The organism is Rhizobium sp. BK619 (genome assembly GCF_014195245.1).
GTDB classification, from domain to species: Bacteria; Pseudomonadota; Alphaproteobacteria; order Rhizobiales; family Rhizobiaceae; genus Rhizobium; species Rhizobium acidisoli.
Window position 1 is genome coordinate 268,492 of record NZ_JACIBH010000001.1, and the last position, 21,717, is coordinate 290,208.

The window sequence follows — 21,717 nt, forward strand, 5'->3', positions numbered from 1 at the left end:
ACCGGGCATGGCAATCGCTTTCAAGCAGGAAACATTCCGGGACGATTTCAGCTACCGGAACAGCCCCGAGAACATCCGCCGCTTCCCCTTTCCCTTCGACCGCGACGAATACATGTATTCCGTCAACATGGAGCCGCATGTGCGCGGACGGACGGGGACCGTTTTCGAAAACCTGATCGACGTCGACGAGCATTATGTTGCCGAGATGCATGACCGGGCGCTTGTCTTGAAGGAGGATCCGCTCCGCTATCAGGCCCTGCCGCACATGATGAGTGCGCAATGGGATACGCTCGAACTGCTGATGGAAGAGCAGGCGGCGGGTAACCCAGACCATTTCACGCTGATCCGCAACGGCGACCAGTGGCGCTGGATCAACCGCCCGCTCGGCATCGACGACAGCTTCACCTTCGGCGATGCCTCGACGCTGCCCTATGAGCCCTTCGAATACATCACCCGCCAGGCCCAGGGCGACTTCTGCATCGTCGATCAACGCGACGGCAATCTCTGGATGGATGCCGGCATGGTGACGACGCAGGCCGACTGGTCGCTCGATTTCGATATCGGCATGAACTTCATGGAATGGCACGGGCCGGTGCCGCTAGCCCATCAGATCGGCGTCTTCGACAGAGCGCTGAAATTCCTGCTGAACCTGCAGCAGGGCAAGCCGACACGACGCTTCAACTGGACGATGACGATCAATCCGCGCCTCGACACCAGTCCCGAGAATTATCACAAATGGGGTCCTGATCGCACCACAGTGACATCGGACAATGTCGGCGAGAAGGTGCATCTGCGCGTCGAGCTGCAGAGCCTCTGGCGACTGCCGCGCTCCAACGCCATCCTTTTCGTCATCCGCTGCTACCTGATGAACATGGAAGAGCTCGTCACCGTGCCGAAATGGGCGCGCCGTTTCCCGCGCGTGCTGAAGACGCTGCCGCCCGAGCTGATCGACTACAAGGGCCTCACCCGTTTCCGCGAGACGACGATCGACTGGCTTTCCAAATATGACGACGGAGCACCGACCAGCCCCGGCATTTTTCCCGACTGACGCGCCGCGATGCACACCTTTCAGACGCGAAAAACACCGTAACACTTTGAAATTTAGTCCGTAAATCGATACCGCATAATCAAGAGGGGAATGCTTCATGACAAGAGTAGCCGTCATCGGTGCCGGTCCTTCCGGTCTGGCGCAGCTGCGCGCCTTTCAATCGGCTGCCCAGAAGGGCGCCGAGATCCCGGAGATCGTCTGCTTCGAAAAGCAGTCGGACTGGGGCGGGCTCTGGAACTATACCTGGCGCACCGGCCTCGACGAATATGGCGAGCCGGTCCATGGCAGCATGTATCGTTACCTCTGGTCGAACGGGCCGAAGGAATGCCTGGAATTCGCCGACTATTCCTTCGAGGAGCATTTCGGCAAGCCGATCGCCTCCTATCCGCCGCGCGCCGTGCTCTGGGACTATATCAAGGGCCGCGTCGAGAAGGCGAATGTCCGCCATTGGGTGCGCTTCAGCACGCCGGTGCGTATGGTCCGCTTCGACGAAGCGACGAAGAAATTCACGGTGACGGCGCATAACCGCGTCGAGGACCGGATGTATGACGAGGAATTCGACTATGTCGTCGTCGCATCAGGGCACTTCTCGACACCGAACGTGCCCTATTTCGAGGGTGTGAAGACCTTCAACGGCCGCGTCCTGCATGCTCACGATTTCCGCGACGCGCTGGAGTTCAAGGGCAAGGATATTCTGCTCGTCGGCCGCAGCTATTCGGCCGAAGACATCGGCTCGCAATGCTGGAAATACGGCGCGAAATCGGTGACGACGAGCTACCGCTCGAAGCCGATGGGCTTCAAATGGCCGGAGAATTTCGAAGAACGGCCGCTGCTGACGAAGCTCGAAAACCGCACGGCGCATTTCCTCGACGGCTCGACCAAGGACGTCGATGCGGTCATCCTCTGCACCGGCTACCAGCACCATTTCCCCTTCCTTCCGGATGATCTCCGGCTGAAGACCGCAAACCGCCTCTGGGCCGACAGCCTCTACAAGGGGGTGATCTTCGATAAGAATCCGCAGCTTTTCTATATCGGCATGCAGGACCAGTTCTATACGTTCAACATGTTCGACGTGCAGGCCTGGTGGGCCCGTGACGTGATGATGGGCCGCATCGCACTGCCGCCGGAAGAAGAGCTGCAAGCCAATTTCGATATGTGGCGGGCCCGCGAGGAGACGCTCGAGGATGCCGAACAGATGATCTGGTATCAGGGCGATTATGTGAAGGAACTGCTTGCCGAGACCGATTATCCCTCCTTCGACATCGAAGGCACCAACCGGACTTTCATGGAGTGGGAACATCACAAGGCCCACAATATTATGGGCTTCCGCGACCACGCCTATCGATCGCTGATGACCGGCAACATGTCGCCGAAGCACCACACGCCCTGGGTCGAGGCGCTCGACGATTCCAAGGAGGAATATCTGCGCAACTGACCGGACCCGAGTGTTCTGCCGGACGAAGCTATTCGTACATCTTCGTCCGGCATAGTGACCGGCGCCTTTTCAAACGAGCCGATATAAATCCATCCGCAACTCTTCTCTTCGAACGTGGCCTTCATGGATTTTCAAACGAGCATTCTCGGACGCATGAGCGGTTTTCTCTATCGCTGCCGTGCCGATGAAAACTACACGATGCTTGAGATGACCAACGGCATCGAGCGCATTTTCGGTTATCCCGCCGACGAAATCATCGGCAACCGTACGCGGACCTTCACCTCGATCATGTACGAGGAAGACGTGCCCCTGATGGACGAAATCGTCGGCCGGGCGCTGGAGAAGCGCGCGGACTGGACGATGGAATACCGCATCCGCCATGCGATGGGCCATCTGATCTGGGTGACGGAGACCGGCGGCGGCATATGGGACCAGAAGGGCGAGCTTCTCTACCTCGAAGGCAGCATCATCAACATCGAATCGCTCTATCAGCGAATCGACGAGCGGACCGCCGACATGCGCGTCACCGCTTCGAAGACCAACGAGATCCTGCAATCGCTGCGCTACCTGAAGCTGCTCGCCGTCAATGCCGGCATTGAAGCCGCCCGCGCCGGCACCGCCGGATCGGGCTTTGCCGTGCTTGCCGCCGAGATGCGCACGCTCGCCAACTCCTCCGAAGAGGCCGCCCGCGCCATTTCCGAGGCGCAACGCAAGGCGGAAGGCTGAGCGTTTTCCCGGGCGACGAAATATTTGCGGCTCAGGTCAAAAACGCGGTTGTTAACCGTGCGGCCGTATCAAATATTATAGTGCGTTTTCAATAAGTTAATTCAATGTCGCGGTTGAAAAAACGCTTGTCATTGCCGCTAATATTAAGGCCGCGTTAACTTTTTGTTAACCATAGCAGCGGTAGATATGGTCAACGATTTCTTCACATAGATGACCAAAGTGCTAACAGACGCTCGCTCTATCCGCATCAAGGGCCGCTCCTTTCTGGCCGTCATGTTGTCTCCGGACCTTCCTTTCGATGATTGGTTGGCTCGGCTCGACGATCTGGCAGCGCGTTCGGCCGGCTTCTTCCTCGGACGGCCTGTCGTGCTCGATCTGACGGACCTGCAAATCGACCGGCCGCAGTTGAAAGAGCTGATTGCCGAACTGGCCAAGCGCAATGTCAGCATCATGGGCATCGAGGGCGCACGGCCTTCCATTCTCGGCGTGGGCATGCCGCCGGCGCTCAAAGGCGGCCGCTCCGCTTCCGACATCGAGGTTCAGGCCAATGAGCCTGCCGGTTCGCCGGTGAAACCTGAAGTCGCCGCGATCCGTCCGGCAACGACGCAATCGATCGTCATCAGGGAGCCGGTGCGCTCCGGGCAATCGGTGATCTTCCCGGAAGGCGACGTCACTATCGTGGGGTCTGTCGCCTCGGGCGCCGAGGTCATCGCCGGTGGGTCGGTCCATATCTATGGGGCGCTGCGTGGCCGCGCCATGGCGGGGTCCATCGGCAACGCATCGGCGCGGATCTTTTGCCGCAAGCTGGAAGCCGAGCTGGTGGCAATCGACGGCGTTTACAAAATGGCGGAAGACATGGCCGCCAATCTTCGCGGACAGGCTGTTCAGCTCTGGCTCGAAGACGATGCGATCATGGCGGAAAAAATGACCTGACGACAGCGCCGCGCGGCTTTGAGAAACGCGCGAAGGACGCTGAGACACTTCGAATTACTGCGGCAAAGGAGAGAGACATGGGGAAAGTGATCGTCGTCACGTCAGGCAAGGGCGGGGTCGGAAAGACGACCTCGACCGCCGCATTGGGAGCGGCGCTGGCGCAACGCAATGAAAAAGTCGTCGTCGTCGATTTCGACGTCGGCTTGCGCAATCTCGACCTGGTCATGGGCGCCGAACGCCGGGTCGTCTACGACCTGATCAACGTCATCCAAGGCGATGCAAAGCTCACCCAGGCGCTGATCCGCGACAAGCGGCTGGAGACGCTGTTCCTGCTGCCGGCCTCGCAGACGCGCGACAAGGACAATCTGACGGCCGAGGGCGTGGAACGGGTCATCAACGACCTGAAGCGGTATTTCGACTGGATCATCTGCGACAGCCCCGCCGGGATCGAGCGCGGCGCAACGCTTGCCATGCGCCATGCCGATGTTGCCGTTGTCGTCACCAACCCCGAAGTCTCGTCGGTGCGCGATTCCGATCGCATCATCGGCCTGCTCGATGCCAAGACAGCCAAGGCCGAACGCGGCGAACGGATGGAAAAGCACCTGCTGCTGACCCGCTACGACGCCAACCGCGCCGAGCGCGGCGACATGCTCAAGGTCGATGACGTGCTGGAAATCCTGTCCATCCCGCTGCTCGGCATCGTGCCCGAAAGCATGGACGTCCTGCGCGCCTCCAATATCGGTGCGCCGGTCACGCTGGCAGAAAGCCGCAGCCCGGCTGCGATGGCCTATTTCGATGCCGCCCGCCGGCTCGCCGGCGAATTGGTGCCGATGGCGATCCCTGAGGAAAAGCGCAACATTTTCGGCAAAATCTTCGGACGGAGGGCGGCATGAATATTTTCCGTCTTTTCAACAAGCAGAGAACCGCACCGGCCGCTCGCGAACGCCTGCAGGTGCTTCTTGCCCACGAACGTTCCTCGGCCGGGTCGGACCTAGTCACGTTGCTGCGCGAAGAAATCCTTGCGGTGATCGCCAAGCATGTCGAACTCGACCATGACAAGGTGCAGGTGACGATCGATCGCAACGAATTCGTCTCGACGCTCGAGATCGATGTCGAAATCCCGCTGAACGCAGCCGTGCAGGCCGCTTGAAAGAGGGCGCTGCCTGTTGTGACGACAGGCAGCGCTGACAGTCACGACTTTCTGGCTTTTCGGTTGGCGTAACGCAGGTCGCGTGCGGCCTTCCGGGCGGCTTCGTCGGCAATGACGCGAGCGATCCGGTCCTTGTCAGCCGCTTCGCGCGCGTCGGCGTCGGCGCGTGCTGCAGCCTCGGCGGCGGCCTGGCGTTCTGCTTCCGCGGCTTTCGCCTGCTCCAGTTCCTCACGCTTTACCCGTTCGCGCTCGGCGCGGCGTTCTTCCCTGGCGGCAGCGACGGCCTGACGCTCGGCCTGCTTTGCCTGCCTGGTCGGTTCAGCCTTATCCTTGGCGTCACGATACGCATTGAGGAGAGCGGCCTTTGCTTCGGCAGCGGCGCTGCGACGATCGGAAAGCTCATTGTTTCTGGCGTTTTTCAATTCTGTTACCTGACTGTTTGGCTGCGACGTTAGAGCATGATTGCCGAAAACTGTGCGGCTTTCGCATGACCCTATGCTCTATGTATTCGATTGGGATCCGGATGCTATTATGCCAATCCGGTTTGAAATCATCTAGATGTTGAATCACTTTTTCTTTTTTTGCTTCACGGCTGGGCCGGCGGCCGCCATCAAGCGATCCTGCAATTCCTTGGCCTCACGGGCTTCGCGCAATCTCAAGGTCTTTTCCTCGCGGGCGCGCACTGTCTGATCGATTTCTTCGACCGCGCGGCTGCGCGCCAGGAATTGCGACTGTACGTTTCCGAAGGCGATCTCCGCCCGTTGGCGCGATTTGCTGTGTGTGTCTGTCATATCAGTCCTGGATTTTCGTAACCGCGCCGCGCGTCTCAAGACGGGCAAAGGACGCTGGAACACGTTGGCTTGCTGCATAATTCCTTAGATCGATTCCGATTTAAGGAATGGTGCAGTGGCCCGCAGCGCAGAAAAAAGGCCAGGCAATTTGCCTGACCTCGCTGGTATCACGCTTTCGACAGTGCCAGTACATCCGTGGTCAAAGGAAAGCAGATATCAATTTAAGCAGCTTGAAGATTGCAAGCGGACATTTTGCCCGACTTGTTATCGCGCTCAAGCTCGTAGCCGATCTTCTGGCCTTCGACGATTTCGCGCATGCCAGCGCGCTCGACGGCCGAGATGTGAACGAAGGCGTCAGCGCCGCCGTCATCAGGCTGAATGAAGCCGAAGCCCTTGGTGGAATTGAACCATTTAACTGTGCCAGTGGTCATAACAAACCCTTTCATAGCAATTGACAGGCCGCACGTGCGAGATGCACGACGGATGATAATCTCGATTTTGAAGAGGGAAGTTCGTCCAGGGCACGTTGTCGGCGTGCGATAACAAAAGTCAAACAAGCAATATCGACAATGCCGATATAATCACTCAACCCGAATTTGTCAACTTTTAGTTTTTCGAAACTCCGCATTCTCTAGATGGTTGCATCTCAGTGCCTTTACACATTGTCGCCGGTGCGTGATGCGTCATCGGCGAGGCCAGGAACGGATCGGCCAGGTCTCCAATGCCTGCGTTAAGAGCGCGGCCGCGTCTTCTGCGGGTCGTAATGCGAAAGCGGCACGATCGTCGCCGGCAGGCGCTTCTGGTGGCCGTCGAGCTTGCCGATTTCGACCTCGGTGCCGGGACTTGCATGCATGACGTCGATGCGGGCGAGCGCGATCGTCTTGCCGAGGATCGGCGAGCGGGTGGCACTGGTGACGACGCCGACCTGGGCGCGGCCGATATGGACGCAATCGCCGTGGCCGACCGCCTCATTGGCCTTGACGTCGAGGCCGACGAGCAGATGGCGCGGGTGTTCCTTGCGCCGGATCAGCGCCTCGCGGCCGATGAAATCGTCCTGCTTGGATTTCAGCGGTACCGTGAAGCCGATGCCGGCCTCGAACGGATCCGTCTGGTCGGTGAATTCGTGATGGGCAAAGATCAGGCCTGCCTCGATGCGGACCATGTCGAGCGCCTCCAGCCCCATCGGCTTCAGGCCATGCGGCTGCCCTGCCTCCCAGACGGCGTCGAACACCGTCAGCGCACCCTTCGGATGGCAGAAGATTTCGTAGCCGAGCTCGCCGGTATAACCCGTGCGCGAGACGACGACCGGGGCGCCCTCGAAACCGCCGATGCGGCCGACAGTGAAGCGGAACCATTCGAGTTCGCCGATCGTCGGCTGGCGCGGCGCCGTCCAGATGATGTCCTTCAGGATATCGCGGCTCTTCGGGCCCTGCAGGGCGATATTGTGCATCTGATCTGTGGACGAGCGGACCCAGGCCTTGAAGCCCTTCTTCTCGGCCTGCTGACGCAGCCATATGCCGCTGAAATCATCGCCGCCGATCCAGCGGAAGTTCTTGTCGCCGAGCCGGAAAAGCGTGCCGTCATCGATCATGCCGCCGTTTTCGTAGCACATGGCGGAATAGACGACCTGGCCGGTCGACAGTTTGCGCACGTCGCGCGTCAGGCAATATTGCAGGAGCTCCTCGGCATCCGGCCCCGTCACCTCGAACTTCCGCAAGGGCGAGAGATCGATGACAGCGGCGCGCTCGCGGCAGGCCCAGTATTCCTCGACCAGTCCTTCGGCGGAAAAGCGGTTCGGCAGCCAGTAGCCGCGATATTCGGCATAGTCCCGCGTCAAGGCGGAAAGACGGGGATGGAAGGCAGTTTCGCGCGTCAGTTCGGCGTCGGCGTCTGGGGTCATGCGATAGGCCACCGCTCGTGAGAATTTTTCTTTTCCGGAAAAGGTGCGGACGTGAATATCCGTCGGATCCCAGCCGTTCGCCGCGTCGATATCGTCGGGGCAGGACGAAGAGACGCAGACGAGATCGGTCAGCGCCCGCATCAGCACGTAGTCGCCGGGGCGCGACCAGGGCTCGTCGAGATAGAGCTGGTTGTTGTGGTCGATGTTGGTATTGTAGAAATAATTCAGCGCTTCCCAGCCCTTGCGGCCGGCAATGCCGTAAGGCGCCAGCGCCGCGTTGAAATTGTCCGTGCAGTTGACGTGGCCGGGATACCCCATGTCATCGTAATAGCGCGAATTGCAGGCGGTGGCGAAGGCATCGTGGCGCCCTACCGTATCCTGGACGATCTCGACCAGTGGCTCAAAGTCGCGGTCGAAGGCCTTGGAGGGCAGACCCGGCATCGGATAGCTGCGGCTGAGCAGCGTGCGGGTCACCGTGGAATCCAGCGCGAGATCGAGGCCTTTGTCGACCTTGCGGGCGGCGAAAGCCTGGAAATCGGTGCATTGGCGTCCATAGACATCGATGATCTGGATGAATTCGCCGGCGCGCACGAAATAGGCTGCGGCGGTTGCCGCCCGGATGCGGATATCCTCGATGGGGTCGGCGGCCGGTTCCGGCAGGGCGGAGGCGTAATCGCGGATCAGCAGGCTGCGCTTGATCCTGACCTCGATCGGCGTCGCAGTATCCTGCGCCTGCGGCGACATGGCGCCAGCGGGTGCCGCGACGATCAGCAGTCCCTTTATGGAAATCGTGAATTCCGCCCGGCTGCCCGGGCTCGATCCCGCCCCGAAGATGCTGAGCGCTCCGGCCGCCGAAAGATCGGCGCCGCGCCGCTCAAGCGCTGCACGCGTGCGGGCAGCACTCTCATCCTCACCTTGAAGAATGGCCTTCAAACCCTCGGCTGAATTGCTGAAGGCCGTTCCAAGGCCCGCCGCCAGGAAGCGACCCTTTTCGTCGAGGAAAGAGATCTCGCAAACCTGTCCGCCCTCGCTGTCGATGACGCTGACGTGGTCGCCGGGCTCGACACGCACGACGACCGATCCGCCGCCCTTTGCCCTGTAGCGCGCCGTCCCCTCCGGCAGGGCAGGGAGGCCGGGATAACGCACCAGGCTCGGAACCGCGGGCCGCAGGCCTGTCATAGCAGGATGAAGTTCTCGCATTCTGCCCTCATTGGGAGGATCGGCATGCCCTCGGGCACCCACCCATACAGGTTACAAAACGGCTGGGGAAAGTAAAGTCGAGTTGACTAAAAAGAAAATATCTTCACTATGCATAAAGGGTCGAGACTCGGGAATCCGTCGGAAACACGGATCGCCAAAATCATCCGGGCGGGCTTGAGACTGTCAGGGAGACACGTTCAGGGAGACGTACAAAGATACGTCCGGGAACAAATCGAATGGGGAATTTTACCGATGACAGACGTTGTGGAGGCCGGAATTGCATCCGGCACCGAAGGTAAGCTTGTACGCGCGCTCGACTGGAAGGGCGCATTCTGGGTGGCTGCGGGCGTGCCGCCGCTCGTTCTTTTCTCCATCGGCGGCATTGCGGGCACGACGGGCAAGCTCGCCTTCCTCGTCTGGATCATTTCGATGGTGATGGGTTTCCTGCAATCCTTCACCTATGCCGAAATCGCCGGCATGTTCGCCAACAAATCCGGCGGCGCCTCGGTCTATGGCGCCACCGCATGGCTGCGTTATTCGAAATTCATCGCGCCGCTGTCGGTCTGGTGCAACTGGTTTGCCTGGTCGCCCGTGCTGTCGCTCGGCTGCGCCATCGCCGCCGGTTATATCCTCAATTCGTTCTTCCCGATCCCGGCGGCGGATTCGCAGATGGTCCTCGACTGGATCTCCGCGCATGCCGCTTCCATCACGGCCGATAGCCCCCGCGTCGCCGAATATATTGCGGCCCATGCCGGCACAACGCCAGATGACGCCGTCAAGGCGTTGCTCAGCACCGACGGCGTCGCTGCGCTGACGCCGTGGATCCGCAGCTGGTCGCTGGTCAGCTTCAGCATTCCTTTTCTTGCCACCGCCAATGTCAACGCCACCTTCTTCATCGGCGGCATCCTGATGCTGATCATCTTCGCGATCCAGCATCGCGGCATCTCCGAGACGGCAAGCGTGCAGAAGTGGCTGGCGATCATCGTGCTGGTGCCGCTGCTGATCATCGGTCTCTACCCGATCGTCAGCGGCCATATTGTTGCCGCCAACGTTACCGGCCTCGTGCCGCCGACGGCCGCTTATTCCGGCGCCGACGGCAGCTGGAGCAATGGCGGCTGGACGCTCTTCCTCGGCGGTCTCTATATCGCCGCCTGGTCGACCTACGGCTTCGAGACCGCCGTCTGCTACACCCGCGAACTCAAGAACCCGAAGACCGACACCTTCAAGGCGATTTTCTATTCCGGCCTTGCCTGCTGCCTGTTCTTCTTCCTCGTGCCCTTCGCCTTCCAGGGCGTTCTTGGCCATGCGGGCATGCTCGCCCCCGGCATCGTCGACGGCACCGGCGTTGCCGAAGCGCTCGGCGGCCTGATCGGCGCCGGCCGCGTCGTCACCCAGCTGCTCGTCGTGCTGATGATCATGGCGCTTTTCCTCGCCATCATGACGGCGATGGCCGGTTCCTCGCGCACACTCTATCAGGGCTCGAAGGACGGCTGGCTGCCGAAATATCTGGACCACGTCAACGAAAACGGCGCCCCGACGCGGGCGATGTGGACCGATTTCGCCTTCAACCTCTTCCTTCTGGCCATCGCCTCGGATACCGGCGGTTACTTCTTCGTGCTCGCCGTCTCGAATGTCGGCTACATCATCTTCAACTTCCTGAACCTCAATTCCGGCTGGATCCACCGGATCGATTCCGGCCATATCGAACGTCCCTGGAAGGCGCCGACCTGGCTGATCGGCCTCAACACCGTGCTTGCCTTCGTCAACGCGCTGTTTCTCGGGGCAGGGGCCAAGGTCTGGGGTTATTCCAATGCGCTCTGGGTCGGCTTCATCTTCGCCGCCCTGATCCTGCCGGTCTTCGCCTATCGCCACTATGTGCGCGACGGCGGCAAATTCCCGGCCGGCGCAATGGAGGATCTCGGCCTCATCGGCCAGGATCTCGGCGTCAAGAAAGCCGGCATGCTGCCCTATCTGGCACTCGCCGGCGGCCTGGCAATCGTCCTGATCGCCAATGTGATCTTCCAGCTTCCGGCTTAAAATCGCCTCCCAAGCAGAAAAGCCGCCATGAAAAAACATGGCGGCTTTTTGCATTGGTGGCTGCAGATCCGAGACAGCCCGTTGTTTATGGACCGAAACTCAGCGGCCGCCTTCGATCTTGCGGTGGCGCTGGTTGATGCCGCCCTTGCCGTAGGGGTAGTCGAAGGGCTGAGGGGCGCTAACCTCGTTGAGCTTCGCCATGTCTTCGTCGGAGAGCTTCAGCTTCATGGCGCCGAGATTGTCGGCCAGTTGCTCCGGCGTGCGGGCGCCGAGGATGACCGAGGTGATTGCCGGCTGCGCCGCCGTCCAGGCGAGCGCCACCTGCGCCATGCTGACGCCGTGCGCCTTGGCGATTTCCTCGACAACGGCGATGATCGCCCAGGTTCGTTCCATCGCATTGCGCGGCGCATAGGATTCGCCGCCGCGGTTGGGGTTTTCACCAAGGCGGGTGGCGCCGGTCGGCATCTCGTCGCGCTTGTATTTGCCGGTCAGCCAGCCGCCGCCAAGCGGCGACCAGGGTAACAGGCCCATGCCGGCATCCTGGCAGGCCGCGACGATTTCGAGCTCGATGTCGCGCACCAACAGGTTATATTGCGGCTGCAGCGTCACCGGGCGGGTATAACCCCGCGCCTTGGCGATCTCGGAGGCCTTGGCGATATGCCAGCCGACATAGTTGGAGAAGCCGTAATAACCGATCTTGCCTGATGAAACCGCATCATCGAGGAAGCGCAGCGTTTCCTCGATCGGCGTCAGCGCGTCCCAGGCATGCATCTGGTAGAGATCGATCTGCTCGAGGCCGAGGCGGCGCAGAGAATCGTCAAGCGCCTGGCCGAGATGGCGGCGCGACAGGCCGATGTCGTTGGGACCGTTGCCCATCGGAAAACGGCCCTTGGTGGCGACGATCGCCTGGCGGGCTTCGGTCGGGCGCGCCTTCAGCCAGCGACCAATAATCTCTTCCGACTTGCCGGCGCTGTAGACATCGGCGGTATCGATGAAATTGCCGCCCCAGGCGAAATAATCGTCGAGCAGCTTGTGCGAGGCCGCTTCGTCGGCCTCCGCGCCGAAGGTCATGGTGCCCAGGCAATAGGCGGTGACGACGGTCCCGCTGGGACCGAGCTTGCGATAATCCATATCTTCCTCCTCATGCGGACGCCCGCAGCCGACGCACAAAATCGCCGGGGTAGAAGCCGGGGCTTCCGCAATCAATGACAATATCGAGCTTGAGGCGGCCGCTTGCCGCCGGATGACGTCTGGCGCCCTGGGCTCAATCCGGCGCAGGGGCTGAAGCAGCATAACCAATCCCGCCGGTGTCACAAGTGGGAAAAAATATTCCCGCCGCCCATGCGGCCGGCGACTTACGCTTCTTTCGAAAACGAGCCGGCGATCAGATCGGCGGCAGCGACACCGGTCTCGTAGGCGCCATGCGCCGTCGAATAGCGCGCGCGCGAACAGGCTTCGCCGGCAAAGAAGATCCGCTGGTCATGCGGTGCGGCGAGGACCGCGCGGAGATCCGAGGCGCCAGGCTCGGCATAAGAATAGGAGCCGCCGATATGGGGTGCAGCGGCCCAGGCCGAGATCGCCGCAACCGACAATTCCTTGCGGATATCGGCGCCGAATTCCGCCGCCAGTTCATCGGCGGCGAAGGCGAAGGCGGCGTCTCTGCCCTCCCGCTCCAGATCATGGGCGAGGTTGCCGGCAAAATAGGCTTCGACGACGGCAGCGCCGAGTGGCCGGAGCTGATAGGTGCCGGTCGCGCCGCGACTGGTGGAACCGAGCATATGGGTATCGGCCGGCAGCGCCTCCCGATTTGCCAGCCTGAGGAAGAGCTTGTCGGCGAGCCCGAGCGGCAAACGGGACGCTGCCTCGATCTTCTCGGGCAATGGCGGGTCGAAGGCGATCGTTTCGGCGGCAAGCACATTCGTCGAAACGGTCACCAGCACCGCACGAGCCCTGAGCCCACCCTGGTTCGTCTCAATATCGATACGGCCGGCAGGGCGGTAGTCGATGCGCGTGACCTCGACGCCAAGCTTTGCCGGGACCGGCTTGCCGTAACGCGAGATCAAGGTTCCATAGCCCTCACGCACCCGCCAGTCCGGGCCGGGGCCGGGATCATATCTGGTGTAGTCGACGACCGACGAGCACTCCAGTTCGGCACCGGTGATATAGGTGCCGATCGCCCGGATCTGGCCATTCCAGGCATTGCCGGGTTCGAGCATTTCGGCCAGATCGGTGTCATCGCCTTCATGGCTCTCCAGGCGTTCGAAATAGGCGCCGATTGCTTCCTGTGCGGCATGGATCTCCGCATCGTCGCGCTGCAGCCGCCGCCCGCCGTTCCAGGGCGCCGGCGTGCGGTCGACCGTCAATCCGACCTCGTCGGCAATGCCGGTCCAGGCATTGGTCCGCGCCCCATGCAGCCAGCCGCAGCCGAGGTCGAGCGCGATGTCGGCGGCTCCCGGCAGCCCGACCGTCCAGGCTCTGCCGCCGAGACGGTCGCCGGCTTCCAGCAGCAGGATCGAAATATCGGGACGAATTGCCTGCAGGCGACGGGCAGCGGCAATGCCGGCGGCCCCGGCGCCGATGATGACGACGTCCTGTTCGACACTCGTGCCGTTGTCACCGGGCATGGCTTTTCCTTTCGCTGCTCGCGCTCAGCTAAGCTTGCATGTCCACGAAAGGCAAGGGCTGGGGATAGCGCCGCGCGCGATGGATTAAACCGCGTTTGCGTGACATACAGGGTCGATGAGCGTGCAGAGAGATTCGCAACTCGATATGTTTGCCAAGCCGTCAACGGCGACGGCCAGGGCGCGCGCTCCATCACGCCGGCCGCCATCGCAGCCGGCCGGCCATTCCGATGAAGACATGGCGCGCACGCTTGAAGAGAGCGGCAACTACCGCATCCTCCGGAAACTGACCGCCCGGCCGATTGCAACGGCCAGACGGCCGGAGTTTTCGCGGCTTGGCGTCATTCTCGATACGGAAACGACCGGTCTCAACCACCGCAGCGATGAGATCATCGAAATCGGCGCCGTCGCCTTCACATTCGACGATGACGGCGGGATCGGCGATATCGTCGGCATCTATGGCGGCCTGCAGCAGCCGTCGCGGCCCATTCCGCCCGAAATTACCCGGCTGACGGGGATTACCGATGCGATGGTCGAAGGCCAGGTCATCGATATGAGGTCGCTGAGCGCCCTGATCGAACCGGCGGATCTGATCATCGCCCACAATGCCGGTTTCGACCGGCCGTTCTGCGAAGCCTTCTCGGCGATCTTCGCCTGCAAGGCCTGGGCCTGTTCGGTGTCGGAGATCGACTGGAGCGCCCGCGGCTTTGAGGGCACCAAGCTCGGCTATCTCGTCGGCCAGGCCGGTTATTTCCATGACGGTCATCGCGCGGTGGACGACTGCCACGCCCTGCTGGAAATCCTCGATCGGGAGCAGGGCGACGGTGAAAGCCCGTTCGCCGAGCTTTACCGCGCCAGCCAGCGCTCGCGCATCCGCATCTTTGCCGAACACAGCCCCTTCGAGATGAAGGACCATCTGAAGGCGAGGGGTTATCGCTGGTCGGATGGCAGCGACGGACGCCTGAAGTCCTGGTGGATCGAAGTCGGAGAAGACGATCTCGGTGACGAGCTTTCCTATCTGCGCTCGGACATCTACCGGTGGCGAGACGCGGATCCGCCGACCGTGCGGCTGACGGCCTTCGATCGCTTCAAACTCTGACCGCGAAGCGGTTCGTATCCTACCGGAACACCCTCAATCCGACGACCCATGCAAACGCCGCATAGGTGCAGTGATGCATTGGCGCTGCAACAATCGATCGGCTCATACTATATACCACTCATCGAAGCGAACGAAGCGCCAAGGACTGGCAGCTAGGCTTCGAAAGCCCACGGAAAGGGGATCATCATGAACGTAGCACGCTCTTTCAATAACTGGCGCAAGTACCGTCAGACGGTCGCTGAACTGGGCCGTATGTCTGCGCGCGAACTGGACGACCTCGGCATCGGCCGCGGCGATATCCGTAACGTCGCTCGCGCTGCCATCGCCCGCTAACGGCCTGCACAACAAGCACTTTTAAAGACTTGGCCAGCGCCTGCTTTCTCCGAAGCGGGCGCTTTGCTTTTGTGCTTCCGGCGTGACGGGATCATGGTGATTTGAGCCACCTGCTTTTCGCATAGCGCATAGCTGCCCTGCAAAGAAATGCCTACCAACTGAGCAAGAAATAAGTATGATTATTTCTATCGAAGCGATGCACCGCATCCCTTCGAGCAGGCGCCCCATCCTCCTCCCAGGGTCGTCTGCGGGAACGGCAGCACTCCTCCTCCCAGCTGTCGTTCGGTTTTTTAGAAAGCCTGCCGCACCTCCTCCCGCGGCAGGCTTTTTCGTTTTTGACCGATCGTGCCGAAAACCGCAGCGAGCGACCCGTCGCCCGGCGCTGAAGACTTTTCCCGCTTACCGCTGATTTTGCTCCCGATTCCGGCGATGGCCGCCCGCTGCGGGCCAGTGCTGCAGAAACATATTGACTTCGAATTTGTCGTACAACTATGTAACCATTCGGTTCATTGCCGAGCGAAACGGATCGACAAACGGATCCGGCCTCGCTGGAGCAACGACGCTTGACGACAACGAAACTGAAGGAATTTGACATGCAGATCGACGTGAGGCACGCCTCCCATCCCGAGGCCGTGCGCGAATACGACACGGAGACGCTGCGGCGTCACTTTCTGGTGGAAACCGTTTTTGCGGGCGGCGAGATCCGGCTGACTTATTCCCATTACGACCGCATGGTCATCGGCGGCGCGACGCCGCTGGCCGACGGGCTGGCGCTGACGGCGCCGACGGCGGTCGGCCAGGAAACCTTCCTTGCCGAGCGTGAGCTCGGCGCGCTCAACGTCGGTGGCGCCGGCCGCATCGTCGTCGACGGCACCAGCTATGATCTTGCCAAGTATGATTGCCTCTATGCCGGCAAGGGCGCCAAGGACGTGCGGTTCGAAAGCGTGGATGCCGCCAATCCAGCAAAGTTCTATCTGGTCTCGACGCCGGCGCATCAAGCACATCCGACCGTGCTGCTCACCCGCGAAAAGGCCCGCCACCTGACGCCCGGCGACGCGGCAACGGCCAACAAGCGATCGATCTACCAGTTCATCCACCCTGAGGTCTGCCAGTCCTGCCAGCTCACCCTCGGCTTCACCATGATCGAGCCGGGCAGCGTCTGGAACACCATGCCGGCCCATACGCATGATCGCCGCATGGAAGCCTATCTTTATTTCGATCTCGAAGCCGAGCAGCGTGTCTTCCACTTCATGGGCGAGCCGCAGCAGACCCGGCATATGCTTGTCGCCAACGAACAAGCGGTCATCTCGCCGCCCTGGTCGATCCATTCCGGTGCCGGCACCAAGAACTACAGCTTCATCTGGGCGATGGCCGGCGACAATAAGAGCTTCACCGACATGGATCACATCGCCATTGCGGATCTGAGGTGAGCGTGGTGGCAAACCCCTTCAACCTCACAGGCAGGACCGCCGTCGTCACCGGCGCCAATACCGGCATCGGCCAGGCCATCGCGGCGGCGCTGGCCGAGGCCGGCGCCTCGATCGTCGCCGTCGGGCGCTCCTCGATGGAGGAAACCGAAGCGCTGGTGAAGCAGGCGGGAAGCCGCTTTCATGTCGTCAAGGCCGACCTCGGCACCATCGAGCCGGTCAAGGGCATCGTCGCTGAAGCCATCCAGACCTTCGGCGGCCTCGACATCCTCGTCAACAATGCCGGCATCATCCGCCGGGCCGATGCGCTCGACTTCACCGAAGAAGACTGGGACGCGGTGATCGACGTCAACCTGAAGACGGCCTTTTTCCTGTCGCAGGCGGCCGGCCGCCACATGGTCGACAAGGGCAGGGGCAAGATCATCAACATCGCCTCGCTGCTCTCCTTCCAGGGCGGTATCCGCATCCCGTCCTATACCGCCTCGAAAAGCGGGCTTGCCGGTCTGACCAAGCTGCTTGCCTGCGAATGGGCCGGCAAGGGCGTCAACGTCAACGCCATCGCGCCCGGTTACTTCGTCACCAACAATACCACGGCGCTGCGCGAAGATGCCGACCGCAACGCCGCCATCCTTGCCCGCATTCCGGCCGGGCGCTGGGGAACGCCAGCCGAACTTGGAGGGGCTGCCGTGTTCCTGGCATCGCCGGCCTCCGATTATGTGCATGGAACGGTTCTGCCCGTCGATGGCGGCTGGCTGGCGCGATGATCCGCCCCCGAACGATGACTGCATAATTCAAAGTACTAAGGGCCGCGCGTCTGAAGAGACGCGCGGTGCTGTCGCATAGAGCTGCCGTAATCGAGGTCTTTTTGCCTTTCCTGCCGGCATGCGTTAGCAAAAGGACATGAGGCCGGCAGAGCCGCATCGGGGGCAGGATCGACACAGGATGACGGACAGAGACAACGCGGTCTTCAACACCATTCGCCAGCCGCCGAACCTGCGCAGCGGCCTTGCCGATACGCTGATGGCGCAGATCGAATCCGGCGACCTGAAGCCTGGCCAGCGCCTGCCGACCGAACAAGCGATCATGAGGACGACCGGCGTCAGCCGGACAATCGTCCGCGAGGCGCTCGCCACGCTGCGCGCCAAGGGCCTGATCACCACGCGGCAGGGGCTTGGAGCTTTTGTTTCGAACGATCCCAACCCGCGATCCTTCTCGATCATTCCCAACGACCTGCAGTCGATCGACGAGATCCTGCGCGTGCTGGAACTGCGCATGGGGGTCGAATACGAAGCCGCCGGACTTGCTGCGCTGCGGCGCACACCTGAGGATCTCGACCGCATGCAGGATCGGCTCGATGCGCTCGACAAGGCGCTGGAGGAGGGCGGATACGGCGCGCAGGAGGACTACGCCTTCCACAGGTCTATCCTGGTCGCGACGCAGAATTCCTATTACGGCCGCCTCTTCGATACGTTCGGCGACCTCATGGTGCCGCGGCAATGGGCCCGCCTGGACAAAATGACGGCGGCCGAGCGTAAGCGCCATGCGGCGCGCATGCGCCGGGAACACCATGCCATATTCGCGGCGATCCGCGACGGCGAAGAGGCCGCTGCCCGCCGCGCCATTCGAACTCACCTGTCGAAGAGTGCCGCCCGCTTCGAAGAACTGCGCGACGCCAACGCCTCGTCGTGAATATTACGCGTCGGGCTTCGGTTTCATCAGCCGCCGCCAGGCGGCGTGATCCGTCTGCAGCTCGACGGAAGCGTGAACCGCGGGAAGAAGCGGCTTGCGTCTGCGCCGGCCGAAGCGTCGTTTGAAGCCGAGGATATTTTCGACGAAGCTCCTGGCATAGAGCCCGGGCCCGCTCGAATAGATGCGCCAGCCGCCGTCGACCGCGACCTTTCCGGCCTTGACGCGCGCCCATTGCGCCGCCGCCTGATAGCGATCATGGAAGGCCGCGTCGCTGCTGCTGAAATAGGTATTGCGCTGGCGCAACGACGCCTGCGGCAGGGCCGTGGTGACGGCGATGGGATTGACGAGCGAAATCGCCTTCCAGAGTTCGTCCACCTCGGCGTCCAAAGCGAGCGTCTCGCAATAGCGAAGATGCGCATGCACATACATCAGCCCGATCTCGCGGCCGACGAAGGAGGAGGATTCGGCCCGGCGAAACAGCGTCTCGGGTCCTCCGGCATAGGTCGCCGGCTTCTCCATCAGCCGCACGCCGTCTGGGAAGAGCAGATGCTCTTCGATCAGCTTCATATGAGCGCGTCGCTGATCCGGCGAAAACAGCCCGCCGAGCATCGCCTGCGTCATCGCGATCAGCGAGTAGGAGAGGCCGGTGCGACTGTCGCTCGGGTGCAGCAGCAATTCGACGCCGTCATGGGCGGGATCGAAGATACCGTAGCCGGCCACGATGCCGTCCCGCACGAGATGGCGGTTGAAATCCCGCCGCATCGCCGTTGCGATTTTCCTCAGCGATTTTGCCTTGTTATTTCTGGCCTTTTTCCCGTGGCCGAGACGGCGCAGGATCGCGGAATAGCGGACGATCTGCTCGTAAAGCAGGGCGACGGTCCAGCTGCTGACCATCCAGTCGCGCAGATGCGGATCGGCCGGTTGCAGGGAATCGTTCCAGTCCCCCTCGCCATAACGGATCAGATGCGTTCCCGGGATGAACTGGCCGCGGACGGTATCGAGCAGCTTGTCGACATGGACCGCGATGCTGTCGACCTTCGGCGCCTTCTGCATGGTCTTTTCATCGCGCCAGGAGACCTTCTCGTCGAAAATGGCGAGATCGCCGGTCGCTTCGATATAGTCGCAGAGCGCCTTCAGCGGCCAGACGATAACGTCGCCATGGCTGTCGCCCGCTCTTATGTTGGCATAGGGCTCCAGCATGAACCATTGCGGCCAGTCGCCTTTCTCAAGGTACTGCTCGCTAAAGACCGTTTTCACCACCTCTTTGGCTTCGCGGTCATGCTCATAGGCGAGCAGGAATTCGATCGGCCCCTGGCAGGCGTCGCGTGTGCCCCAGGCGGCACCGGTATATTGCTCGAGGCCGTGCGGCACGCTCAAATGCACGATGGCGTCATGCGCGAGCCAGGGCAGCAGCGTCGTCTGCGCGGCAAGATCCGGCGAAGGGCTACCGATCGTCAAACCACGAACGGCGTTCCGCCAGAATTTCGAGGCCGGCGCCAGCATGGCTGCATCGGTGACACCAGCCTCGTAGCGTTGCGCCAGCCGCTCGGCTTCTTCAGCATTCGTCATCGAGCCGACTACGGCGAATGAGAGGGCCTGCGTCGGCCGGGAGCGCAGACCGACGAAGGCGCCGTTGCGTGCAATGCCATCGGCATAGAGCAGTTCGTCGCCGCCGATCTCCTCGATGGCATCGGGCGTCGAACTCACCAGCCAATAGCCGGCACCGGGATAACGCTCGCCCCAGAGCCAGGCCGGATCGGGCCGGAAGGCGATGCGTTTGCGTGCGGCATCGATTGCGATCTGCCCGCCCGCGTCATATTCACGCTCACCGAGAACGACATGCCCGAACACCAGGAAGCGGCACGGCTTGCCCTCAACGGAGACGGTCCATTGCATGGCCGCATCCTCGCCGGAGGCGACCGCCGCAACGGTGATCGTGCGTTCCGAACATTGGTAGATCCAGCGGCAGTCGTTGAGCCCCATTTCGAACGCCGACGGCACCGCCAGCAGCTGCCAGCCGGCACCAAGATACGCCAGGATGCGCAGCCCGCTGGCGCGCGTCAGGTTGTAGGGGTCGCGGGAAACGGAAAAGAGCTTGTGGAACGAGGTATTGCCGATCGTCAGCTGCGCGGCGAAAATGCCCTGCATCCAGCAGGTGGCGGCAAGAGTGGAATCATCGAGCAGCATATTATTGCCGCTTCGGACAATCGCGCCGTGACGGCGCGCCACCAAAAGCTCCTTCTCGCGCAGGACGACATGGCGGTTCAGGACGCCGTCCGGCGTGAAGAACGACAGCAGCTTCCCGCCGGCGCGCTCTTCCAGGCTCCGCTCGGGATAAAGCCGGCCGATCGCTTTTTTGTCGAGCGATTCGACCTCCAACAGCGACGCATCCTGCAACAGGCTGCGAACCGGCGTCACCGTTTCGAGGCGAGTGGCAACGCTTTCCGCAGCTGCAAGCCCGTCGAGCCGCGCAAGATCGGCGTCACTCGACGCCTCGGGATGATCGGCGGCAAACACCGCAAAGAAAGTCGCACCAGCACCGCTTGCGGAAATGGCGAGCGGTTTCGATTGAATGGCCGGGCAGGCCGTTTCCTGCTGCCGCCGTTCGCTCGGCAGGCTGGCGCCGAACGGGCCGACCAGCCGATCGCCGAGGCGGTCTTTTGCCTGCACCAGCTGGATCGCATCCGTGGCATAGGCGGCAGTCCCGTCGAGGCAGCCCTGAGCGAGCCAGGGACTGCGGGCGCCGCCCTGTTTGAGATTTTGCCGGTTCATCACCACGGGTCCGAATGCCGGATGATCGGCGATATGGTGATCGACATATTGCGAGGCATAGGCTTCGCTGTTCATCAGGAAGCCGCGATCGCCGAGGCCGACATCCTGGATCAGCACCAGATCCGCCGGCAGGGTTTTCTCCTTCAGATGCCTGAGCGAGGCGCGCCAGAACCATGTCGTTTCGGAGGGATGGAGTTCGAGCCGGACGTCATAGGCGATATCGCCTGCCTTGCCGTTCCAAGAGAAGCTCGTCGCATCGTATCCGAAGCTGCCATTGGCACGCGGCCCGACAATCTCGACGACATCAGGCCGAGCGCCGCCGATGCGCAGATAAAGGCGGCCGATGCCGCCGATGAGCGGCGAACCTTGGATCTGATTGATCTGCACCGACCCCTTGTCGTCGGCATATTCGATGGCAAACAGCGTGCCGTTCGGCAGCGTCGATATCGTCAGGCCGGAGCCGTTGCTGATCGTGAAGAGGCCGAGATCGTCGCGTCGGGGCATTTGAAAGCTGCGGTCAAGGTTCGGGGCCATTGAGATCTCGTCGATTGATCAG

19 protein-coding genes are annotated in these 21,717 nt (G+C 61.7%); 12 read left to right on the forward strand and 7 right to left on the reverse strand.

Features of this window, described 5'->3' with window-relative positions:
- Nucleotides 1-7: 7 nt before the first annotated feature.
- From FHX14_RS01275 to minE, 6 genes are all read left to right on the forward strand, one after another.
- Nucleotides 8-1,048, forward strand: a complete 1,041-nt coding sequence (locus FHX14_RS01275; RefSeq protein WP_184375578.1) for a DUF3445 domain-containing protein — start codon at nucleotides 8-10, stop codon at nucleotides 1,046-1,048.
- Nucleotides 1,049-1,145: 97 nt separating this feature from the next.
- Nucleotides 1,146-2,483, forward strand: a complete 1,338-nt coding sequence (locus FHX14_RS01280) for an NAD(P)/FAD-dependent oxidoreductase (RefSeq protein ID WP_184375580.1) — start codon at nucleotides 1,146-1,148, stop codon at nucleotides 2,481-2,483.
- Nucleotides 2,484-2,606: 123 nt separating this feature from the next.
- The gene (locus FHX14_RS33340; RefSeq protein WP_184375582.1) at nucleotides 2,607-3,209 is read left to right on the forward strand and encodes a PAS domain-containing protein; all 603 of its coding nucleotides are present in this window, start codon (nucleotides 2,607-2,609) and stop codon (nucleotides 3,207-3,209) included.
- 210 nt (nucleotides 3,210-3,419) lie between these two features.
- Entirely contained in the window at nucleotides 3,420-4,142 is a 723-nt protein-coding gene (gene minC, locus FHX14_RS01290) for a septum site-determining protein MinC (RefSeq protein WP_184375584.1), read from the forward strand.
- A gap of 77 nt (nucleotides 4,143-4,219) precedes the next feature.
- Nucleotides 4,220-5,035, forward strand: a complete 816-nt coding sequence (minD, locus tag FHX14_RS01295; RefSeq protein WP_003594851.1) for a septum site-determining protein MinD — start codon at nucleotides 4,220-4,222, stop codon at nucleotides 5,033-5,035.
- Nucleotides 5,032-5,292, forward strand: coding sequence for a cell division topological specificity factor MinE (gene minE / locus FHX14_RS01300; protein WP_003594850.1), 261 nt, complete (start codon nucleotides 5,032-5,034; stop codon nucleotides 5,290-5,292). Before minD ends, minE begins: the two co-directional genes overlap by 4 nt.
- A gap of 41 nt (nucleotides 5,293-5,333) precedes the next feature.
- On the opposite strand, the gene FHX14_RS01305 is transcribed toward minE, so the two are convergent.
- The 4 genes from FHX14_RS01305 to FHX14_RS01320 form a co-directional block, all read right to left on the reverse strand.
- Nucleotides 5,334-5,714 carry a DUF6481 family protein gene (locus FHX14_RS01305; protein WP_012555040.1) on the reverse strand — a complete coding sequence of 127 codons (381 nt, stop codon included), beginning with the start codon at nucleotides 5,712-5,714 and terminating at the stop codon, nucleotides 5,334-5,336.
- Between the two features lie 144 nt (nucleotides 5,715-5,858).
- Complete coding sequence (locus tag FHX14_RS01310) at nucleotides 5,859-6,083, reverse strand: hypothetical protein (protein ID WP_054184568.1); 225 nt, start codon at nucleotides 6,081-6,083, stop codon at nucleotides 5,859-5,861.
- Between the two features lie 221 nt (nucleotides 6,084-6,304).
- On the reverse strand, nucleotides 6,305-6,514 hold the full coding sequence (locus FHX14_RS01315) for a cold-shock protein (RefSeq protein ID WP_003548109.1): 210 nt from the start codon (nucleotides 6,512-6,514) through the stop codon (nucleotides 6,305-6,307).
- 299 nt (nucleotides 6,515-6,813) lie between these two features.
- On the reverse strand, nucleotides 6,814-9,183 hold the full coding sequence (locus tag FHX14_RS01320; RefSeq protein ID WP_184375586.1) for a DUF1989 domain-containing protein: 2,370 nt from the start codon (nucleotides 9,181-9,183) through the stop codon (nucleotides 6,814-6,816).
- Between the two features lie 252 nt (nucleotides 9,184-9,435).
- Here FHX14_RS01320 and FHX14_RS01325 point away from each other — a divergent pair, with 252 nt between their 5' ends.
- Nucleotides 9,436-11,220, forward strand: coding sequence for an APC family permease (locus FHX14_RS01325; protein ID WP_003594841.1), 1,785 nt, complete (start codon nucleotides 9,436-9,438; stop codon nucleotides 11,218-11,220).
- Between the two features lie 99 nt (nucleotides 11,221-11,319).
- Here FHX14_RS01325 and FHX14_RS01330 read toward each other — a convergent pair whose 3' ends face one another.
- Both FHX14_RS01330 and FHX14_RS01335 read right to left on the reverse strand, forming a co-directional pair.
- Nucleotides 11,320-12,351 (reverse strand): aldo/keto reductase, encoded by a 1,032-nt coding sequence (locus FHX14_RS01330; RefSeq protein ID WP_184375588.1) that lies wholly within the window; start codon nucleotides 12,349-12,351, stop codon nucleotides 11,320-11,322.
- Nucleotides 12,352-12,575: 224 nt separating this feature from the next.
- On the reverse strand, nucleotides 12,576-13,844 hold the full coding sequence (locus FHX14_RS01335; RefSeq protein ID WP_184375590.1) for an FAD-dependent oxidoreductase: 1,269 nt from the start codon (nucleotides 13,842-13,844) through the stop codon (nucleotides 12,576-12,578).
- Nucleotides 13,845-13,959: 115 nt separating this feature from the next.
- Here FHX14_RS01335 and FHX14_RS01340 point away from each other — a divergent pair, with 115 nt between their 5' ends.
- The 5 genes from FHX14_RS01340 (at nucleotide 13,960) to FHX14_RS01360 (ending at nucleotide 18,389) form a co-directional block, all read left to right on the forward strand.
- Nucleotides 13,960-14,940 carry a 3'-5' exonuclease gene (locus tag FHX14_RS01340; protein WP_037074336.1) on the forward strand — a complete coding sequence of 327 codons (981 nt, stop codon included), beginning with the start codon at nucleotides 13,960-13,962 and terminating at the stop codon, nucleotides 14,938-14,940.
- A gap of 186 nt (nucleotides 14,941-15,126) precedes the next feature.
- Entirely contained in the window at nucleotides 15,127-15,273 is a 147-nt protein-coding gene (locus FHX14_RS01345) for a DUF1127 domain-containing protein (RefSeq protein ID WP_003594835.1), read from the forward strand.
- A gap of 593 nt (nucleotides 15,274-15,866) precedes the next feature.
- Nucleotides 15,867-16,703 carry a 5-dehydro-4-deoxy-D-glucuronate isomerase gene (gene kduI, locus FHX14_RS01350; RefSeq protein WP_003594834.1) on the forward strand — a complete coding sequence of 279 codons (837 nt, stop codon included), beginning with the start codon at nucleotides 15,867-15,869 and terminating at the stop codon, nucleotides 16,701-16,703.
- Nucleotides 16,700-17,464, forward strand: coding sequence for a 2-dehydro-3-deoxy-D-gluconate 5-dehydrogenase KduD (gene kduD / locus FHX14_RS01355; protein ID WP_348649221.1), 765 nt, complete (start codon nucleotides 16,700-16,702; stop codon nucleotides 17,462-17,464). The genes kduI and kduD overlap by 4 nt, the downstream gene beginning before the upstream one ends.
- Nucleotides 17,465-17,642: 178 nt before the next feature.
- Nucleotides 17,643-18,389: a FadR/GntR family transcriptional regulator gene (locus FHX14_RS01360; RefSeq protein WP_184375596.1), complete on the forward strand. Its 747-nt coding sequence runs from the start codon at nucleotides 17,643-17,645 to the stop codon at nucleotides 18,387-18,389.
- A gap of 3 nt (nucleotides 18,390-18,392) precedes the next feature.
- On the opposite strand, the gene FHX14_RS01365 is transcribed toward FHX14_RS01360, so the two are convergent.
- Nucleotides 18,393-21,695: a cellobiose phosphorylase gene (locus tag FHX14_RS01365; RefSeq protein WP_184375599.1), complete on the reverse strand. Its 3,303-nt coding sequence runs from the start codon at nucleotides 21,693-21,695 to the stop codon at nucleotides 18,393-18,395.
- Between the last annotated feature and the right edge of the window lie 22 nt (nucleotides 21,696-21,717).

What these genes read in the sequence shown, in the direction of transcription:
- FHX14_RS01340 (WP_037074336.1), top strand. Translation starts at nt 13,960, where the DNA reads ATGAGCGTGCAGAGAGATTCGCAACTCGATATGTTTGCCAAGCCGTCA.
- FHX14_RS01310 (WP_054184568.1), bottom strand. Translation starts at nt 6,083, where the DNA reads ATGACAGACACACACAGCAAATCGCGCCAACGGGCGGAGATCGCCTTC.
- minC (WP_184375584.1), top strand. Translation starts at nt 3,420, where the DNA reads ATGACCAAAGTGCTAACAGACGCTCGCTCTATCCGCATCAAGGGCCGC.
- FHX14_RS01330 (WP_184375588.1), bottom strand. Translation starts at nt 12,351, where the DNA reads ATGGATTATCGCAAGCTCGGTCCCAGCGGGACCGTCGTCACCGCCTAT.
- FHX14_RS01345 (WP_003594835.1), top strand. Translation starts at nt 15,127, where the DNA reads ATGAACGTAGCACGCTCTTTCAATAACTGGCGCAAGTACCGTCAGACG.
- FHX14_RS01280 (WP_184375580.1), top strand. Translation starts at nt 1,146, where the DNA reads ATGACAAGAGTAGCCGTCATCGGTGCCGGTCCTTCCGGTCTGGCGCAG.
- FHX14_RS01315 (WP_003548109.1), bottom strand. Translation starts at nt 6,514, where the DNA reads ATGACCACTGGCACAGTTAAATGGTTCAATTCCACCAAGGGCTTCGGC.
- FHX14_RS01335 (WP_184375590.1), bottom strand. Translation starts at nt 13,844, where the DNA reads ATGCCCGGTGACAACGGCACGAGTGTCGAACAGGACGTCGTCATCATC.
- FHX14_RS01325 (WP_003594841.1), top strand. Translation starts at nt 9,436, where the DNA reads ATGACAGACGTTGTGGAGGCCGGAATTGCATCCGGCACCGAAGGTAAG.
- FHX14_RS01320 (WP_184375586.1), bottom strand. Translation starts at nt 9,183, where the DNA reads ATGCGAGAACTTCATCCTGCTATGACAGGCCTGCGGCCCGCGGTTCCG.
- FHX14_RS33340 (WP_184375582.1), top strand. Translation starts at nt 2,607, where the DNA reads ATGGATTTTCAAACGAGCATTCTCGGACGCATGAGCGGTTTTCTCTAT.
- FHX14_RS01275 (WP_184375578.1), top strand. Translation starts at nt 8, where the DNA reads ATGGCAATCGCTTTCAAGCAGGAAACATTCCGGGACGATTTCAGCTAC.
- minD (WP_003594851.1), top strand. Translation starts at nt 4,220, where the DNA reads ATGGGGAAAGTGATCGTCGTCACGTCAGGCAAGGGCGGGGTCGGAAAG.
- kduI (WP_003594834.1), top strand. Translation starts at nt 15,867, where the DNA reads ATGCAGATCGACGTGAGGCACGCCTCCCATCCCGAGGCCGTGCGCGAA.
- FHX14_RS01365 (WP_184375599.1), bottom strand. Translation starts at nt 21,695, where the DNA reads ATGGCCCCGAACCTTGACCGCAGCTTTCAAATGCCCCGACGCGACGAT.
- FHX14_RS01360 (WP_184375596.1), top strand. Translation starts at nt 17,643, where the DNA reads ATGACGGACAGAGACAACGCGGTCTTCAACACCATTCGCCAGCCGCCG.
- minE (WP_003594850.1), top strand. Translation starts at nt 5,032, where the DNA reads ATGAATATTTTCCGTCTTTTCAACAAGCAGAGAACCGCACCGGCCGCT.